20 protein-coding genes are annotated in these 18,401 nt (G+C 43.3%); 5 read left to right on the forward strand and 15 right to left on the reverse strand.

The window, feature by feature from the left end; genetic code table 11:
* Nucleotides 1-12: 12 nt before the first annotated feature.
* A complete protein-coding gene (locus tag ASD40_RS34470) occupies nucleotides 13-1,443 on the forward strand; it encodes a M23 family metallopeptidase (RefSeq protein ID WP_057307650.1) in 1,431 nt (476 codons plus the stop codon).
* A 237-nt stretch (nucleotides 1,444-1,680) separates the two neighbouring features.
* On the opposite strand, the gene ASD40_RS34475 is transcribed toward ASD40_RS34470, so the two are convergent.
* From ASD40_RS34475 to ASD40_RS34505, 7 genes are all read right to left on the reverse strand, one after another.
* The gene (locus ASD40_RS34475) at nucleotides 1,681-2,145 is read right to left on the reverse strand and encodes a hypothetical protein (protein ID WP_057307651.1); all 465 of its coding nucleotides are present in this window, start codon (nucleotides 2,143-2,145) and stop codon (nucleotides 1,681-1,683) included.
* 86 nt (nucleotides 2,146-2,231) lie between these two features.
* Nucleotides 2,232-2,381: a 50S ribosomal protein L33 gene (gene rpmG / locus ASD40_RS34480; protein ID WP_029195131.1), complete on the reverse strand. Its 150-nt coding sequence runs from the start codon at nucleotides 2,379-2,381 to the stop codon at nucleotides 2,232-2,234.
* 34 nt (nucleotides 2,382-2,415) lie between these two features.
* Nucleotides 2,416-3,636 (reverse strand): GTP-binding protein, encoded by a 1,221-nt coding sequence (locus tag ASD40_RS34485; RefSeq protein ID WP_057307652.1) that lies wholly within the window; start codon nucleotides 3,634-3,636, stop codon nucleotides 2,416-2,418.
* A 71-nt stretch (nucleotides 3,637-3,707) separates the two neighbouring features.
* On the reverse strand, nucleotides 3,708-4,652 hold the full coding sequence (locus tag ASD40_RS34490) for a metal ABC transporter substrate-binding protein (protein ID WP_057307653.1): 945 nt from the start codon (nucleotides 4,650-4,652) through the stop codon (nucleotides 3,708-3,710).
* Between the two features lie 16 nt (nucleotides 4,653-4,668).
* Entirely contained in the window at nucleotides 4,669-5,553 is an 885-nt protein-coding gene (locus ASD40_RS34495) for a metal ABC transporter permease (protein ID WP_057307654.1), read from the reverse strand.
* Nucleotides 5,499-6,206 carry a metal ABC transporter ATP-binding protein gene (locus ASD40_RS34500; protein ID WP_057307655.1) on the reverse strand — a complete coding sequence of 236 codons (708 nt, stop codon included), beginning with the start codon at nucleotides 6,204-6,206 and terminating at the stop codon, nucleotides 5,499-5,501. Before ASD40_RS34500 ends, ASD40_RS34495 begins: the two co-directional genes overlap by 55 nt.
* A 902-nt stretch (nucleotides 6,207-7,108) precedes the next feature.
* Nucleotides 7,109-7,690 carry a TetR/AcrR family transcriptional regulator gene (locus ASD40_RS34505; RefSeq protein ID WP_057307656.1) on the reverse strand — a complete coding sequence of 194 codons (582 nt, stop codon included), beginning with the start codon at nucleotides 7,688-7,690 and terminating at the stop codon, nucleotides 7,109-7,111.
* A gap of 177 nt (nucleotides 7,691-7,867) precedes the next feature.
* On the opposite strand from ASD40_RS34505, the gene ASD40_RS34510 reads away from it, so the two are divergent.
* Nucleotides 7,868-8,086 carry an alpha/beta-type small acid-soluble spore protein gene (locus tag ASD40_RS34510; RefSeq protein WP_029195127.1) on the forward strand — a complete coding sequence of 73 codons (219 nt, stop codon included), beginning with the start codon at nucleotides 7,868-7,870 and terminating at the stop codon, nucleotides 8,084-8,086.
* Nucleotides 8,087-8,161: 75 nt separating this feature from the next.
* Here ASD40_RS34510 and ASD40_RS34515 read toward each other — a convergent pair whose 3' ends face one another.
* From ASD40_RS34515 to ASD40_RS39580, 3 genes are all read right to left on the reverse strand, one after another.
* Complete coding sequence (locus ASD40_RS34515) at nucleotides 8,162-9,007, reverse strand: ATP-dependent DNA ligase (protein WP_063870892.1); 846 nt, start codon at nucleotides 9,005-9,007, stop codon at nucleotides 8,162-8,164.
* A 68-nt stretch (nucleotides 9,008-9,075) separates the two neighbouring features.
* Complete coding sequence (locus ASD40_RS36850; protein WP_082562645.1) at nucleotides 9,076-9,435, reverse strand: SGNH/GDSL hydrolase family protein; 360 nt, start codon at nucleotides 9,433-9,435, stop codon at nucleotides 9,076-9,078.
* A 103-nt stretch (nucleotides 9,436-9,538) separates the two neighbouring features.
* Nucleotides 9,539-9,955 carry a hypothetical protein gene (locus ASD40_RS39580; RefSeq protein WP_057307658.1) on the reverse strand — a complete coding sequence of 139 codons (417 nt, stop codon included), beginning with the start codon at nucleotides 9,953-9,955 and terminating at the stop codon, nucleotides 9,539-9,541.
* A 169-nt stretch (nucleotides 9,956-10,124) separates the two neighbouring features.
* Here ASD40_RS39580 and ASD40_RS34530 point away from each other — a divergent pair, with 169 nt between their 5' ends.
* From ASD40_RS34530 to ASD40_RS34540, 3 genes are all read left to right on the forward strand, one after another.
* On the forward strand, nucleotides 10,125-10,916 hold the full coding sequence (locus ASD40_RS34530; protein ID WP_057307659.1) for an AraC family transcriptional regulator: 792 nt from the start codon (nucleotides 10,125-10,127) through the stop codon (nucleotides 10,914-10,916).
* 30 nt (nucleotides 10,917-10,946) lie between these two features.
* On the forward strand, nucleotides 10,947-11,837 hold the full coding sequence (locus ASD40_RS34535; protein WP_057307660.1) for a helix-turn-helix domain-containing protein: 891 nt from the start codon (nucleotides 10,947-10,949) through the stop codon (nucleotides 11,835-11,837).
* A gap of 1,379 nt (nucleotides 11,838-13,216) precedes the next feature.
* On the forward strand, nucleotides 13,217-13,687 hold the full coding sequence (locus ASD40_RS34540) for a hypothetical protein (protein ID WP_235549498.1): 471 nt from the start codon (nucleotides 13,217-13,219) through the stop codon (nucleotides 13,685-13,687).
* A 564-nt stretch (nucleotides 13,688-14,251) separates the two neighbouring features.
* On the opposite strand, the gene ASD40_RS34545 is transcribed toward ASD40_RS34540, so the two are convergent.
* From ASD40_RS34545 to ASD40_RS34565, 5 genes are read right to left on the reverse strand one after another with little or no spacing between them, the layout of a single operon-like run.
* Nucleotides 14,252-15,355 carry a Gfo/Idh/MocA family protein gene (locus ASD40_RS34545; RefSeq protein ID WP_057307661.1) on the reverse strand — a complete coding sequence of 368 codons (1,104 nt, stop codon included), beginning with the start codon at nucleotides 15,353-15,355 and terminating at the stop codon, nucleotides 14,252-14,254.
* 19 nt (nucleotides 15,356-15,374) lie between these two features.
* Nucleotides 15,375-15,815 carry a MaoC/PaaZ C-terminal domain-containing protein gene (locus ASD40_RS34550; RefSeq protein WP_057307662.1) on the reverse strand — a complete coding sequence of 147 codons (441 nt, stop codon included), beginning with the start codon at nucleotides 15,813-15,815 and terminating at the stop codon, nucleotides 15,375-15,377.
* A 22-nt stretch (nucleotides 15,816-15,837) separates the two neighbouring features.
* The gene (locus ASD40_RS34555) at nucleotides 15,838-16,671 is read right to left on the reverse strand and encodes an amidohydrolase family protein (protein ID WP_057307663.1); all 834 of its coding nucleotides are present in this window, start codon (nucleotides 16,669-16,671) and stop codon (nucleotides 15,838-15,840) included.
* Between the two features lie 6 nt (nucleotides 16,672-16,677).
* A complete protein-coding gene (locus tag ASD40_RS34560) occupies nucleotides 16,678-17,202 on the reverse strand; it encodes a MaoC family dehydratase (protein WP_057307664.1) in 525 nt (174 codons plus the stop codon).
* The gene (locus tag ASD40_RS34565; RefSeq protein ID WP_057307665.1) at nucleotides 17,180-18,361 is read right to left on the reverse strand and encodes a CaiB/BaiF CoA transferase family protein; all 1,182 of its coding nucleotides are present in this window, start codon (nucleotides 18,359-18,361) and stop codon (nucleotides 17,180-17,182) included. The genes ASD40_RS34560 and ASD40_RS34565 overlap by 23 nt, the downstream gene beginning before the upstream one ends.
* Nucleotides 18,362-18,401 lie beyond the last annotated feature (40 nt).

The following is an 18,401-nucleotide window of genomic DNA, read 5'->3' on the forward strand; positions in this document are numbered from 1 at the left end:
GGAGGAGATTTTATGTCTACGTTACAGAAGCAGAAGCGCTTATTAAAGAAAAGCATTTCTTGGAGTTTATTGATGAGCGTACTTTTCCTTGTATTATTTAATACGAATGTCCTTGCTGCACTTCCCGCACCCACCGGACTTAAGGCTAATTCCGGGAATGGCGAAGTGACTCTGTATTGGAATGCCGTATCCGGCGCTGTTAAACATAAGATTTCACGGGCTACCTCCAGCGATGGCAAATACAAGCACATTGCCAACAATATTACATCGACGTCTTTTACCAATACCGGGGTAGACAACGAGACTACATACTGGTATAAGGTGGCGGCTATCGATTCCGAGGGTAACACAAGTGAGTATTCCAGCGCTGTTTCAGCCAAACCAAGTGCGGTTCCAGCTGCACCGACCGCATTGATAGCAGTAGCGGGTGATGGACAAGCTGTTCTCGCTTGGGAAGCATCGGGCAGTAATACGAGCTATACGGTTAAGATGAAAACATCCTCGACCGGGTCTTATTCGACTGTGGCAAGCGGAGTAAACAATACGACATTTACCAAATCAGGCTTGACAAACGGCTCTATATATTACTTTGCCATCAACGCTACCAACTCCGCCGGCACAAGTGCCGATTCGAATGTTGCTAGAGTTACTCCTGTGGCCCCGCCTACAGGCAGCGTCTATTGGCCTCTAAGCTTTTCAACTGCTATCAATGGGGACGAAATCCGCTATCCATACGGTCCCCGCAGGCCCGGGGATTATGATTACCATGCCGGGATCGACATAAATGCTCCGGAAGGCACCCCTGTCTATGCCATGATGGATGGAACCGTAACTAATATTACTCCGGATAACGGCAGCTCAGGTCCTGGCAACAAAGTCCTTGTCAATCACGGAAATAAACATTGGACCGGTTATTTACATCTTAGCGCATTCGCTTCGGGATTGACGGTGGGTCAAACGGTTCAAGCCGGCGATCTGATTGGATATGTGGGGCACACCGGCGCGAATTCCGACCATTTACACATTACTTACATGGTAGGACTAACCTCCGAAACCAATAACGAATCCAGAAGCAAGAACCCGATGGAAATACTGCCTCATAGCCAACCGACGGTCACCGCAGCGTTCCGCACCGATACAAGCAATACAGTTGACATCAACATCCCAGTCCAGCAGAACACTATTCGCTGGATCATTCTGAAGGGCCAAGGACAAACAAAAATCGCAGATTACTATGATATCGTTGGCCAAGGTTCAACGAACCGCAACAATCAGAGCCAGTATGGCATGTATATTGACGTTGACACTCCTGTCGATCCATACCCGGCAGGCGGAGGAAATCTGCATCTCTTTGTCCGGCCTGATCCTGTTTCCTCCTTCATCGCTGACAGAATTATCATTAAAGACTTTAACGGTAACACACTGATTGACAAGGCAAAATAAAAAAGTCTGCATCAAAAAGGAGCTGTCCTAGTCATGTTTGACTTTTGGGACAGCTCCTTGCAGCTAATGGGCTTGAAACTGTTGGTTAGCGTGGAAGCTCCATACGCTCGGTCACTAAATGGTACTTTGGATGCTCCCCATCAATGATTCGAAATCGCACCTGGTAAGGTTCTTGGATTGTAAGCTACATAACCGTGAGCGATTTTGTCGTAACTCATTTTTGTACGTTTTCAGTGCCTAAACTTCATTCTCAAAAATTTCAGCGCATAGCTGGATCATCTGACAAAAGGAACGGTTGTGGCCTATGTAAAAGGATGAAAGATCGTATCGGTTCCTTGCGGGTTCAAAGGAAATCAATAAGCGATGTCTCATGCGCTTCATGGTCAATTGGACAAATTGCTCGGCTCGCTCAGAGGCTATGATCGTGAGATAAGCATACAGGGAATGGTCTTCCGGTTCGTCAAGCGGGCTTACACCTGCACAAGAGAATTCAGTTGCTATTTGCTTCTGCTGAAGCAGTATCAAGGCAGGGAACAATTCGGTATCCACGTTGATATGTCCGAGAAGTTTGGTCTTCTTAGCGTGCTTGCGCTGTTTCTCACGTGCTGCCCATTGCAATAATTCCTGCTCGCGGCGGTGCCAATGAGCATCCGTGTGATGACTTAGAATGACATCTCTTGCCTCATTGGTATTCAAACTCATCAAACCCATCAACCTCCTTTGGGATATTATAATCCCTTTCGTAAAGCAGAAAACCCGGACAAGTAAGCCCGGACTTTCTTGGTTTATTAACGTGTTTCACGATGAAGCGTGTGACGCTTCAGACGCGGACAATACTTTTTCAGCTCCAAACGAGAGGTTTGGGTTCTTTTATTCTTCGTCGTTGTATAGTTTCTGTCACCAGTTTCGGTACACGCCAATGTAATAATGACTCTCATACTGTTCACCTCCTATCATACATCATTACTGAATTTATTGTGGCAAAGGGCAGGCTTCCTCCAACTCCATTATGGCATTCGGCAGCTCATCCTCGAAACGATTCCAATCTCCTTGCATTTCATCATCCGTTAACAAGCAGGCATCCAAAGATGCCACTATACTAACCCGGTCCATCTCAATGCCTATAAATACAACCTTGTTAATGCGATCTCCATAGGTATCATCCCAATGCTTGATTTGTTCCGCGTCTTCTTCGAGATCGGCTCCTCTTTCACCATCTGGCAGCGCCGCCACCCAATACCCTGCTGGACCGAAGCGAATAGAAGGACCTGCTTGGCTTAAGTTCTGAGCGTGATCATTGCGAGTTGCAAGCCACATGATCCCTTTAGCTCGGATGATCTCCGCCGGCCAATCTTCCATCCAACTCATCAGCCGCGAAGGCTCGAACGGGCGAATTCTTTCGTAGACAAAAGAGGAAATGCCATATTCTTCGGTTTCTGGTGTATGGGTTTCCTTCTCCATTTCCCGCATCCAGCCTGCGGACGTACTTGCTTCATCGAAATTAAATAAATGAGTATTCAAAATATCTGTTGGAGCTACCTTCCCGTGAACCGAACGAATGAATTTGGCTCTAGGTTGTAAGGAGCGCAGCACGCCCTCTAGCTCAATCAGCTCATCTTCTTCCAGCATGTCACATTTATTCAAAATCAGGACATCACAAAACTCAATTTGGTCAATCAGAAGATCAACAACTTCGCGAGTATCATCTTCGCCCACAGCTTGACTGCGTTCAAGGAGCGTTTCTCCAGAGGAGTAGTCCGTCCAGAAACGATAGGCGTCTACGACGGTTACCATCGTGTCGAGACGGCAAACTTGCGTAAGATCAATCCCTTGCTCTTCATCTATATAGGTGAACGTTTGCGCAACTGGTAAAGGTTCACCTACACCTGTTGATTCAATAAGAATATAGTCAAATTTATTCTCTTTAGCAAGCCGCTCTACTTCCTTCAACAGGTCTTCACGTAATGTACAGCAGATACAGCCATTGGACATTTCAACCAAGCTCTCATTCGTTCGGGAAAGCCCGCTTCCTTCTCTAATCAGCTCAGCGTCGATGTTGACCTCACTTAAATCGTTGACAATGACTGCAATTTTTAAGCCATCACGATTATGTAGGACGTGGTTTAATAATGTTGTTTTGCCTGCTCCCAAATAACCGCTTAAGACGGTTACAGGTATTTTATGATCTACCAAAGTCCCAACCTCTTTCTATTCGTAAATTTTACGTATTTGAACGATTAAAAAAAAGCACTACATGTTTCTATTTATTCATTTAACGCTTTTTTCAATGCTTCCAGGTTATTCGTCATAACACCGATGTAATCAAGGTTTTTCTTTTTGTCATCGTCCGTTAATCCCTCAATTGGGTTCAGCACAGCCGTTTTCGCACCGACTTCTTTGGCAATTGTACTCGCAACCTTTGGATCTACTAAAGTTTCAAAGAAAATCGTTTGTACCTTATTATCCTTCGCAAATTTAATAATATCGGCCATTTTATCAGGAGCTGGCTCTTCTTCAGGGGAAAGTCCAGCAATAGGGACCTGTGTTAGCCCGTATTCTTTGGCCAAATAACCAAAAGCAGCATGCTGCGTGACGAATTCTTTACGCTTAACATTTTTAAGACCTGTTTTAAATGACTCGTCCAAGGCTTTGAGCTTTCCGATATAAGCATCCGCATTTTTCCGATAATCCTCTTTGTTAGCAGGGTCAGCTTGCGTTAATCCAACTACAATGGCCTTAACCTCTTGAACAGCAAGAACTGGATTTAACCAAACATGCGGATCTTGGATTTTGTCACCATGCGCTTCGTTCTTGTGATCCTCTTGATGCTCTTCTTCCGGTAAGCCTTCCATGAATTCAATTCCTTTACTTGCTTCAACAACAACACGATTCTTATTGTCAGCGCTCTTAAGTGATTGCTCCGCCCATCCTTCAACGATACCGTTGTAAACGAACACATTGGCGTTCTTCAATTGTTGCATATCTTTCGCACTAGGCTCCCAATCATGGGGTTCAGCCCCCGGCGGGATTAAAGCAATCACATTGGCATGATCACCTGCAACCTGCTTAGTGAATTCATACATGGGATAGAAGCTTGTAACGACGTTTAATTTGCCATCGCTTGAAGCGGTGTTAGATGCACAGCCCGATAAGAGAGCAGCTGATAGTACGGTAAAAGCAACTGATTTCGTTACCCAGATTTTTTTCATTACCTTGTTCCTCCTACTATTTGTTGAATGATGAAATTGTCGTTTCTTTGGAAAAACGAGGGATGATGTCACCTGCATTTTTTGCTTTGCTTTTGCTAAATGTCAGAACGACCTTTTTTAATCCCAAGCCAGTAATAAGAATAAATAAGAGAAGCAGCGCTATCGTTCCTCCCGGGGGTGTACTAAGCTGATAGGAAGCGGTAAGTCCGGAAATGACACCAAGTAACCCAATACTCATAGCTATAAAAAGTGCGGATGTAAAACTAGGAGCAATTCGAATGGCAAGTGCCGCGGGCAGCACGATTAATGCCGAAACGAGAAGTACTCCAACAATTGGCATAGCCGCAGATACAATCATACCTGTTATGATGCTAAAGCCAAGTGAGATCCATTTCACCGGGAGGCCACTAGTCTTAGCCGTATCTTCATCGAATGTAATCTGATAAAGCGGACGACGGAATAGATAGAAAAAGATGCCCCCGAATATCGCTACCACAAACATAAGGAGAAGCTCGGTTTCATTCACAGCAACAACAGAGCCGAATAAATAAGCGGAGAAGCCTTTATTAATGCTTTGCTTGAGACTCATGATGATCACAGCTGTAGATAATCCACCCACCATGATGATGGCAACCGAAATTTCACTATAGGTTTTATATGACCTCCTTACATATTCAACAGCTATAGCTCCCAGCGTAGCTACGACGAATCCAGTCAAGGTTGGATTGATGTTTAGATACGCACCTCCTGCAACCCCTGCTAAAGAAACATGGGAGAGCATGTCAGCCATCAATGCTTGCCTCCGTAGCATCAGATATACCCCCAGAATCGAAGCCAGGATAGCAATTAACCCACCGGCACAAAATGCCCGCTGCATGAAGTCGTAGTGCAGCATTTCCATCCGCCATCCTCCTTCCTCTCCAACTCAATAATACGATCCAGATAGGGTGCAACCTCACTAAGGCCATGCGTCACCATAACAACAGTTCGCCCGTGAGCTTTCACTTGATGATGCATCAACTCGTAAAAGCCAAATCGGCTGTCCTGATCCATCCCTGTTGTCGGTTCATCGAGAACAAGCATATCGGGCTCCTGTGCAAGCGCTCTGGCTATGCAAATACGCTGCTTTTGGCCACCTGAGAGCTCACCGATCTTGCGCTTGCGCAAATCCCACATCCCAACCTGACGAAGTGCTTTCTCCGTCTGCACTTCATCTTCTTTGTCGAGTTTACGAAACCATGAGCGGCTTGCATATCTGCCTGATTGGACAAACTCCATTATCGTGCTAGGAAATCCACTGTTGAAGGCGGAGATTTGCTGAGATACGTAACCCACTCTCAGCTTGCTCCCCTCTTTATTGGTTGAAGACAAGAAAATACTCCCTTTCCAAGGATCAAGCAAGCCAAGAAGTAATTTCAGCAAGGTCGACTTGGCTGCACCATTGGGGCCCGTAATAGCTACAAATTCACCAGACTGAATCTCTACACTCGCGTCTTGAATACACGGGACGTCATTGTAACCGAATTCCACCTCATCCATGGAGGCAACTAGCATAAGAACAAATCCTTTCCGGCTTTATATGTAAAAATTACGATTTTAAATTGTGACAATCCTCGATTCATCTGTCGAAGCCCAAACTACAAGTAAGTTATTAGACTATACGTTCGATTAATCGTAATAATTACTTATTACACTGAAGAATATATCTTTTTCCAGCGGTTGTGTCAAGAGCAAATAAGCGCGGAAAACGCGCTTAATCTAGATTGCTCGAACCATTAAGCGCGAAAAACGCGCTTTCCGCGAGAGCTCCCTGACCCGACAGAGTCTGAGAAGTCGAAAATCGACTTCTCAGTAGACCACCCTGCGCGTCCGCGCTGATTAAGCGCGGAAAACGCGCTTAATCTAGATTGCTCGAACCATTAAGCGCGAAAAACGCGCTTTCCGCGAGAGCTCGCTAAGTCGACAGAATCTGAGAAGCTGAAAAACGCGCTTAATCTAGATGCCCGAACCAATTAAGCGCGAAAACCGCGCTCAATCTGAAACTCACGAATAAGAAAGAGACTGTCCAAAGTCTATTTGGAAAGTTCAGCCCCTACCTCATGCATTTCGCAGTCTGCCTGCAATTTCCATTGGAGTTAATCCAACGGAAATGGTGATTTAGGACCCTAAAAGTCAATTCTATTGGAGTTATTCCAATAGAATTACGAAAATCGAAGCTTGAGAGTCGATTCCATTGGAAAAGATCCAATGGAAATATGATTTTCGTGCTGAAAACGATTACGAATGTCCAATTAGGTCAAAAGACAATAAGGGCTGTCCACAAGTAGATTTATCTACTTATGGGACAACCCCAAACCCAGAACATATAAATGCCTATATGTATAAGAAAAAACATTCACCCCAAGGAGTGAACGCCATATGATGTGCCACCGTCTTTACTAAAAGCGAATACGGTTTTATTTTTTCATCAATCCAAACGAGGTATTTAGAATGGTTTCGATTTGCTCCACCGGCACCCCTGTTTTCTCTAGAATACGGGTACCACGCAAGGCATTTGCCAAGAAGGCTCCTAATTCTTTGCTTGTGAAGCGTGTCGTAATCTCTCCAATTGCTTGCCCTTTACTAATCACTTCCTCGAGCACAAGCTGGACGTCACTGAACATTCTTTCAACTTCATTAGTTACTTCCTCATCGCTCATTCCAAATTCCAACGCTGTGTTGACCATTAGACATCCGTTGCGGCTATCTTCGTTTTTCGAATAAAGTGAAGCGGACTTAACGGCGTTTAGAATTTCCGTTGGCGACCCGCCTTGATCGACCATTTCTCGAAGTGACTCGAGATTTTGCGCTCGATACAGAGCAAGTGCTTTTAGAAAAAGTGAGCGTTTGTCTTCAAAGACGCCATACAGACTTTGTTTTTTGACATGAGTTTTATTGGTGAGGTCTTCGAATGAGGTTGCTTTATAACCTTTTGCCCAAAAAACTTCCATCGACTGATTCAATACCTTATCAACATCAAATTCTCTTGGTCTGCTCATAAGGAAATCATACTCTTAGTTGACTACGCAATCAAGAACTTAGCCGCAGCTTCTGGCTCATATCGCGTATATGCAATAAGTAGATGATTTCCTGTTGCGAAAATAATTTATGTAAGATGAATAAAAAACCATTTAATCCACAAAATACTTCTACACCACAAAAAAGGAGTGAATCAAATGGCTAGAAGAAACAGCAATACATTAGTCGTGCAACAAGCAAGAGCAGCTCTTGACCAAATGAAATACGAAGTCGCTCAAGAATTAGGTATTCAGATTCCTCAAGACGGTTATTACGGCTACATGGCTACTCGTGATACTGGCGCAATCGGCGGTAACATTACGAGAAGATTAGTTCAATTGGCCGAACAACAATTAACCGGCGGAATTAGACGCTAATTCCTTTGGTGATGTGCAAGCAAACAAAAAGACTGTAACCACCACTTCCTCCTTTGGTGATTCAGTCTTTTTTATTTAGATAACGAATTCGATGAATACTGGCGACCTCAGTTTTCCGCTTTTGGTCCAATTTCTTGTCTTAATCTTTGCCATGATTCGTGGTTCCATATAAGCAAAACTCTGATCTTCCTTGAATACTAATCGATTCTTCACACTATCTAGGGCTTTCTGGTGAATTGGTGTTACACCTGACTCTATAACCCCGACTGGGAATTTGGAGCCATCAGCTGCATCAATAGAGGCCAATAACGCAAAATTATTTTTTCTGTAACCGGATATGTACACATCCGCATAAGTCCAATTGATCACCTTTTGCCACTGTTTGGAGCGTTTTTCTATTTCATATTTGGAATTTTCTTTTTTAGATTTCATGATGATGCCCTCAAGTCCCCGCCCACGAACCTGCTCAAAATATTCTACTGCGTTCCCTTCAAACACGTTAACCTTTTTATAGTTCTCATTTTCAATGAAAGCCTTGTCCAACAGTTCTTTACGCCCCATTAAGGTTAGACCCGTGACATCGATTCCCTTGTATCTTAAGATGTCGAATGCGCAGAATATCACAGGTGTTTTGTTTTTCCTAGATAAAAATCTGGCCGACATGGCTTCAAAGTCTGGTTTCCCTTGCTCATCAATAATCATTAATGCACCATCAAGTATGGTTCCTTCAGGCAGGGGGCATTTATACAACTCCGGGAATTTATTTGTGATCAAGTTATTATGTCTGGTATAAACATAGAGTTTATCCATATTGGAAATAATACACCTAAGACCCTCTAATTTTAATTCCGCTATATGATTTTTACTGTAAAATGGTTTATTATCTTTTGCATTGTATGCAAGCATAGGAGAAATGAACATTTTTAATCACCCTAAGCTAAATGATACTTCACTGTTATTCATCTGCCTAATGGAACTTGGAGGAAAACTCATTTAAGGTAAGGATGCAAAAGGTTTTCCAGTAGCGGTTTTAGTGCTTCACTCATTCTCTTGTAGCCTAAATCAGACGGATGTATGCCATCTACTGTGCATTCCCCGTATGCTATTCCAAGCATCTCTTCTCCATTAAAAAAATGGATGTGATCATCTCCGCTTTGCCGCAATCGTTCTACTATTTCCTGTTGGAATTGCTTCCGCTCCTCCCGTTGTCGAAACATATGGACGTCGAATGCCTCCTTCGCAAGCCGGATTTGTGAAACCAGCAGAATGGGCAGTAGACAGCATCTTGCTTCAGCCAAGGCAGTCCCATAACCCGAAAAGGTTCTTTCAGAGGTGAGTACCAACTCCAAGCTTTATCCTGATTGTCATCGACCCTCAAAGCTGAGTCTAATTTGCTAACGTCCTTGCTCATCCCTTCACACTCCCCATCACAATTCCTTTGGTGAAATAACGCTATAAGAATGGATACAACAGCAGAATCGGCAATGCGCCGAGAAAAATTTGCGCCGCTCTCGCCGTTCGATCCGAAACCAGATTAATCAGCTCCAGATCCGTCACGAAAATCGCCATTTCGGACAAATTCAGGATTGGGGTAGCAGCAGTCGAAGACGTCACATAAGTGCTCAAGAAGCAAAATAGGAAATCAACATCTTGGCTTTTCAAATATGACGATGCGGCAAAAGACTTATCTACACCATCGACAAAGCCTGCCGAAACCACCTCGACGTCGTGTTTCCGAAGCATTTCCTCAAATTCACGGCCGTAGCCCTCTAACTCCTCTTTTAATCCCGGAAATTGTGCCCAATAAGGCTCGTGACCAACCGTCATAACGCCGACTCGCGCTTTTGCTTTTTTGAATAAAGTACTCATTTCACTCATCATCCTCCTCGGTAAGTTTACCCTTTAAGCTTAGTGAAATCGGTCTATTGAAACAATGAACAATCCAATAATTATTTCAATTATTCTACGATTTCAGTTACAATAAGAAGATGATCATCAACCTCAACAAAGACAAGAGAATTTGTCAAAGGAGCCTTCTATGATCGAACCGGTTGCTATCTATTTCGAGCATTGTGAGCCAAACAACTGGCATGTACCAAAAAGTATGACAAATAACCATATTTTAATCCTCATTACAAATGGAACCATTCTCTACACGGTTGAAGACCATACCTTTACTATGCAAAAAGGCGATCTTATATTTGTTCCCCAAGGCGTTTGGCGCAGTGCGTTGAATGCGAGCAAAGAAGCTCATGACATGTATGTCGCTCACTTTCATTATCAAGGCGACGGGGATGGACTTCCTATGCTTATTGCACCTGATCGTTGTTTAACCACGCCTTTTAACTTTGACTATATCAAGCAGAGATTTTCACTGCTGACCCAGCATTGGCTGCGCAAATCTGCCTACTCGGACACCATTTGCCACAGCATCCTGCTTGAAATGCTTGCTATCATCAACGAAGAAATCGATTCTCAATCGATACAGGGCAAATCCTATAGTATCGTTATGCTGCTTCAAGCCTATATTCTTAATCATTATCACCGCACCATCTCCGTTACCGAATTAGCTAAACACGTGGAGCGAACCCCTAACTATGTCAGCACCATTTTCAAACAGGTTACCGGACAATCCGTCACTGACTACATGCAGCAAATCCGCATTGCCGCCGCCTGCGACCTGTTGACCAACTCACAGATGAACGTAGGAGAAATCTCCGATTTTCTCGGATTTTGCGAGCAGTCGTATTTTAACAAAGTGTTTAAAAAGTGTACCGGCACCCTGCCCTCGACCTACGTGAAGGAAAAGGTGAAGATATGGAAATCTTAAGCTGTTACAGAAAAAGGGGGTTGTCATGCCATGTACTACGCTCTGTCTCGATTATCCAAGCTTGATGTCAAATGGGCGGATCTTTTCGACGCGAATAACAGCACCTTTTTCGGTCGGCATCATAACCCCTATTACGAGCTGATCGTCATTGCCGATGGTACGGTTCATTTGCAAACTAACGAAGTCCGCACAACTCTACAAGTCGGTGAATCGCTGCTTATGATGCCTTGGGAGTCACATTCCGGTTGGAATTCGCATGAACGACAGGGCCAATTTTTTTGGGTGCAATTTTCTTGCGAACCTTACCTCAATGAATTCGTGCTGGATCGGGCGTCCGAACTTAATATTGTCCATGCCGAACGTACGGAACTAAGAACCACTGAAATCCTTCACGAGGATTTGCTTGTAGTGCCTCGTCAGTTTCGTTCCTTACAGCGTTATAAACTGCTCGGTTTGTTTGAAGAACTAGTGGAGACTATGAAACGACCGAACGCTTACTTTCGTTTTCATGCTACCCTTTTGCTTGGCGAAATACTTCGGCTCATGGCAAGTAGTTTCTTGGAGCAAAGCCATTTGGACACGTCTTTCCCCACTTCATACCTGACATTCCGCAAGCTGGTCAACCATTTGAACAATTTTTACGAGTCCGATATTTCCAAAGAAACGTTGGAGCGGGTGCTGGAGCGAAAATATGAATACCTTTGTCAGGTGTTTAAAAAATATGCTGGAACGAACATCCATCACTACATCCATGAGCTTAAAACCCAACATGCCAAACACCTGCTGCGCAATACAGCTAAAAGCGTTAAGGAAATTGCTGAGGAAGTCGGATATCCAGATCCTTTCTACTTCAGCCGGATGTTTAAAAAGATCGCAGGAGTCGCTCCTCAGCATTATCGGAACAATGGACCAGTGGGGTAGTATGGCGCATGAACGCGGCAAAACGACAGGGAAAGATAATCTCCTGCCGTTTCAAATAATGCATTTATTTCTGAAATTCGGGGAGGGGGATAATAAAAAAAGACACATTCCTGTGTCTTTTTAACCTATCTGTTATTGTCTGATAACTAAAATATCACGAGGAGGTCTACCCGTACTTTGGATCTGTTGAATTTGGGAATTTGTAAGGTTGCGTCCTACTAAAATTAAGGAAGAAGTTAGATTATTGAAACTACCTAAATTCGCCACGCTTTGGCGTCCACGAAATACGCGAATGGATCCCTGGAAGTTAATTCGTGAAAACAAAACTAGTGTCACAGAATCTGTGGTTGAAACATTTCTTAGGCGGAAACTGGAAAGTACGTTATCAAAACGGAATGCACCCAGATCTCTAACTGCTACACCTCCACGTCTAAGAACAATCCGCCGATTTGTAAAATTAATACCAGAGAAAAGTTGGAGCCTTACATCTGTGTTTGCCAATTCTATCATCCTCTCTTTTGGAATGATATATTCTATGATTGATTCATAGAAAAGGTTTGGACAAACATGCGTGGCAAAACAACCATTTTCCTGTATAAAGCTTGATGGAACAAAATGAATACGGAGGATCATGGGAGAGCGATTGAAAGAGAAAAAGCCCCTGATAGGGGTATATTTAATGTAGCTGATCTTCATTATCCTAATTGATTTAATTCAGCTTTGTTGAAAGATGTAAGAGCCGCTACTTGGTCCTTTTAGTTCTAATCGCGACTTTTGTGGTAACCCGCCCGCCAAACTGCCAATTCTAGCGATACCGTAGTGCGTAACGGGTTTCATTGAAGTATGAAGGATAGATAAAAAAAGCATTTGCCCCCGAAGAGATCAAATACTTTGGCCCTTTCCATATTTTTCTCCATATTTCCATTCGCCAATATAATCTTCGAGACCCAAAACCTAACATGAAAGTCAATACCATTTCAGGGCGACAGGCAGGCATTGGATAAACAAAACAAGGCTTTCAAAGCGCTTCATCATCGTATTCACCCTTTCAAAAAGACAGAAAACGCCTATCCGTGTAGGATAGGCGCCATTGCCTTAAGTATTAGTTGCACATTGTTGTGCGGTTAATTGAATTATACTTCCAGTCGGATTTAGTGTCAACTATATTAACGTTAAATAATGTTATTCTTGTATTTTTATTAATATAAAGACATGAATGGTATATAACATAACATAAAATCATGAAGGGAAACCAAAAGCGGTTGTAACTGGCACGATTTCAGTCACCGCCTAAAAACCTATTTGAATTATTACGAATAACTTTAGCTTCTTTTATTAATTATATTGAAGGGTACACCCAATTAAAGGAGGCGAACAAATTGTATAACCAAAATAATAATCAAGACAAAACTAAACAAGTCATTGACGCAGCAGCTCAAGCCGCATCAAATGCTGTAACACAAGCTGCATCTAATGCTGTAACACAAGCTGCAAACCAATCATCGACTTCTATTCAAACAGAAGCTTTAACTTCTCAGGTAACAACTCAAACTGCAAAAACAATCAACCCTCATCAAACAGCTCAACAGGTTGAGCAACAAGCTCAGCAAACTATTCAGAAATCGCAGCAATTGAATCAGCAGGTACAACAACAATCTCTGCAAGTAACCCAACAAGCAACCCAAGCCCTTGAAACTGCAGTTCAAGCGGACCAATTAGCGCAGCAAGCTCATCAGCTAGCTGCTACAAGTGCACAACAACTACAACAAGCAGAACAAGAGCTCCAACAAGCACAAACAACTTTACAACAAGAACAGTCTACTGCCACCACCATACAAAATCTTCAATAAAAAAGTAGAAGTTCCCTTCCTAAACCGAGGGGACTTCTTTTCATTTAACTTAGAAACTTCTAAAAACCCTTCAAACACCGGCAGCTGCTTGCGACGTTCTAACGGTATTCCTTTCAAGCATTGGAGGAATAAACATTTTCTTCATAACCCATAATAATGATACACCATCCTTAGAGCTATTTGCGACTAATGGAAATTCGAAGGAAGTAAGGAGCCTTGTAAAATGAAGAAATTAATAACCCCCAGTTCCTTTATTTGTTTGAGCATTGCAACTGCCATATCATTTCCAGTTTACTTCGCTCTTAAAGGAAGATGAATGACATAGGTGAATAAACCCGGAGGCAATACGTTTTACAAGTCTATGACAAACTATTTTACAAACGGTGACAAAGTGAATTATAACTCGCAACATTTGTTATTGTTAGTTGTAATTCACTCTGGCATTGGAAACACCCTTAAAGGGGTGTTTTGTAACATTTAGCGTATTTCGTTGAATTATTTTGGATTATTCTACTTTTCAGCGGCAATGACATGAATATAGCACCACCGATCGCACATAAACGGTTACGAATCAATTTCCGTAAGCCAAACCGGGCGATTTTCTTCCATAGACCGATAAGCAGCAAACAGCGTCTGCATTGTGAGCAAATTATCTTGAACACTATTTTCCGGCTCGCGCTCTTCTTCAATCGCACACAACAATTCTCCCATCGTGCCTAAAAACGCATCCGGAAACCATCTGCCTTCAAGTTGCGGTGTAAACCAGTAAGCTGGATCAATCTGGCGGGAAGTAAAGCTTAAAGTATCTTTCTGACCGATAGGGTAATTATATAAAGCCCCGTTGGTACCTTTGATCACCCCTTCAGTTCCTTCAAAACGGAATGTAGCATACCAATCATCTTGTCCAGCAATATTGTTATGATTGTCGTGAATGAGTCCTCTTATCACGTCACCAGGAAATTTCATATGAATCAATGTGCGTGTTTCACCAATACAAACTTGACCTGGGAATTTAGCTCCATCAGCGTATACATAATCTGGCGTTCCCAATAATGAGCGGATGGCATCAATATAATGGATACTGTGATACATCAACTCTGGATGATCAATTTTCGTTATCCATGGCCAAAGCGACCAATCCGTATTCACATTCACTTGAATCGAGGCTTGTGTAACCTGTCCTAACCAACCTCTTTGAATGATTGTACGGCTTGCCCGAATTCCCGGCGCCCAGCGCAATTGCTGATTAACGGCTCCTTTAACACCCGCTAACTCACATGCTTCCACAATGCGTTTGGCATCTGCATAGGATTCGCTTAGCGGCTTTTGACAAAGGATATGTTTGCCTTTCGCTACTGCACGCTCGGCCACTTCAGGTTGAAATTTAGAAGGGATGGCAATATCAACAACTTCAATTTCGGGATGATCCAATAACTCGTCTAGCGTTCCAAAAACGTTTTTGAGTGTAAATTCACTTCCGACTTTTTCTGCTTGACCGCGATTAGTGTCATAAATCCCGACAACGTTCAGACCGCCCATTCGATAAGCTGGCAGATGGCAGTTCTCTACAATAGCACCAGCTCCAACAATACCGATTCCCTTGCCTTTATTCTGAGGTACCTTGGGTTTGTAGTCTAAATCTAGTAAAGCACTTTGCTTCAGTTCCATTGTGATCAACACCCTTCGCCTATTTCTTCTTCACCAACAATAAGTGAGCGCAAGCCAAGACTACTTGATTATGTTGATTTAGTACTTCTACTTGTTCAGTCACGATTCCGTAAGCTGGACGCTTCGGATATTCGGCTTTGGTGGAAATTGTTGTGCGAACACGAATCGTATCCCCGATATGCACAGGTTTAACAAACCGAAGCCGATCGTAACCATACGAGAACGCCTCTGGATTCATTACGCCTGCAGACATTCCGATCCCTACACTAAATATGAGTGTTCCATGTGCGATGCGCTCTCCAAAATCCTGCGTTTTACACCATTCGGCATCCATATGGTGCGGGAAAAAGTCCCCCGTTTGACCCGCGTGCATAACAATATCTGTTTCGGTAATCGTTCTGCCTAATGTTATCCGTGAAGAGTCTACTTCATAATCCTCGAAAAATTGAGTCTGGATCATTTCATTATTCTCCATTCTATTTTTATAGACGATAAAAGTTTGCAGCTGTATGTCCAAGCACGGCATCAATTTCGGATTTCGAACGACCTTCTAGCGCTTTGTTTGTTTCTTTCCATACTTTAGCATAATCACCGGCCAAATTCGCTACAGGCCAATCACTGCCGAACATGAGACGTTCCGCTCCGAATATCTCGAATGCATAATCAATATATGGTTTAATATCTGCAGCCGACCAGCTCTCCCAATCCGCAGCAGTATTCAGCCCAGATAATTTGGCGTATACATTCGGATAAGAAGCCGCTTTCTTCATCTGACTTGCCCAAGGCTCCATCTGCCCATCCTTAATTGGCGGTTTAGCTAAATGATCAATGACAATTTTTAGATTGGGTACTTTTTCAGCAAGCGTCGGTACATGCTCTAGATGTCTTGGTAATACTGCCACGACATCAAAAGTCATACCGAATGATGCTAACACCTTTAATCCTTCTATGACATTATCCTGTACGACCCAATCTGGATCCTGCTCCTCATGAATCAGATGGCGGACGCCTTTATATACAGGATTTTTTGTATACAGCTCTAGCTTCTTCGCAGCTTCGTCCGGTTTATTCAGCGGTACCCAGCCTACTACACCCGCTACCCAATCATACTTGGCAGCGGTTTCAAGCATATAATCAGTATCTTCGTAGGAATCCATCGCTTGTACGAGGACCGTTTTATCAATCCCAGCGTCATTAATTAGCGGTTCGAGCTCAGGTGCTTCAATTGTACGGTATAGAGGTCCATAAGCAGGTACTAGCCACGGGTAGGCAACTTTATCCAAATTCCAAAAATGCTGATGGGCATCAATTCTCATCTCTCATCATCCCTTTTTCTCGATTTGATCTTGCCATTGTTCCGGATTACGGTACTTCACCGTTTGTAAATGTTCACAGTAGAGGGCGAGCTCGCCTTCATTTTTATAAACTTCGTAACTGACTTTGACTAACCCTAACTCTTTGTACTTAGGACGCTTTTCCATATGCGTGCGCACCGTGTAAATGGTGTCTCCGATAAATACAGGTTTAATGAAACGAAGCTTATCATAACCATAGCTAAATGTGTGAATATTGTTATGTGCCATCAATCCTAGACCTACACTGAACACAAAAGCCCCAGCAACTAATCTACGCTGAAAAATGCCTTCTTCTTTGGCAAAAATTTCGTCAGCTACGTACGGGTGCATATCCATCACTAATGCGTTAAATTGCATGCTCTCCCCCTCTGATAGCGTACGACGCATGGAACGGATCTTTTTACCTACCTCAAACTCTTCATACATCCAATCTTCCGTATTAAACAAAGGGAGTTCTTGGTGTGGACGGTTACCCTTTTTCGATTCGTTCATTTCCTGCCAGCTCCTTCATGATTGATAGATTATCCTGACCGAGCTTCGGTGAACCAATGGTCGATGTGAACATTTGTCCGTCTATTCGGATTGGACATCTCGTAGTTAAGAGGCTTGTGCCATTGTTACGAGTGATCAGTTGGGTCATGTTTAATGTTTTGAATCCTTCGTGCAGCAATAACTGATCCCAAGACATCACGTCAGCACACCAATAATCTGCGGGTTCAAGGATGGAGAGCCATCGCTGCGTTGATTCGTTCTGTAGATGCTCCGCAAGGATTCGCTTGATTTCATCGCGCTTCGTCGCCCATTCATTCGGATCGGTATAGGTCATTAAAGCTTTACATTCCAGTAACTTGCCAAGTTCTAGAACGGACCCCATTGCCAGTGCGATATAGCCATCTTTAGTCTTGTAGATACTATAAGGAGCCCTCAAATAAGCATGCGCATTATGAATACTGCTCCTTTCGGGAAGCTTGCCTCCATCATTCAAATACGTTGTTAACACCTCGAATTGAAAATCCAGCGTAGCCTCAAGCAAACTCGCTTGAACGAAAGACCCTTCACTCGAAAGCCCACGTCGCACTAAGCAAGCTAAAATCCCTTGAACAAGTTGTGCGCCTGCCATCATATCCGCAATAGCTAAACCAAATGGCATAGGGGGCTGGTCTGCATCACCGTTAAGCCACGCGAGGCCTGTTAACGATTGTACGAGTAAATCCTGCCCAGGCCTGTCGCGCCATGGACCTTCATGGCCATAGCCTGTAATTTCACCGTATATGAGCGAAGGGTTTATTTCTTGAACTTGCTTGTAGTCCAGTCCAAGTCGTTCCATAACACCCGGCCGAAAGTTTTCAATAAGTACATCTGCTTTACGAATTAAGGTTTTAACGGTTTCAAGTTCATCCGTATTTTTCAAATCCACAGCGAAACTTTCTTTATTCCGATTAATGGAATGAAATAACGTGCTATCTCCGTCTAACTCCATATTGGAAATATATAAAGTTCGACATATATCACCGGTTCCGGAACGCTCTATTTTGATCACCCTTGCACCGAGGTCGGCTAATCGCAAAGCAGCAGAAGGTCCGGAAAGGAACTGACTGAAGTCCAGAACGAGAATACCATCCAGCGGTTTGTGGATTGTTGTTATTGTCATGCCGTCAACTCCATTTATAGGGATCTTTGCGTGCGCGCAA

The sequence above is a fragment of the Paenibacillus sp. Root444D2 genome, assembly GCF_001426375.1.
GTDB lineage: Bacteria > Bacillota > Bacilli > Paenibacillales > NBRC-103111 > Paenibacillus_E.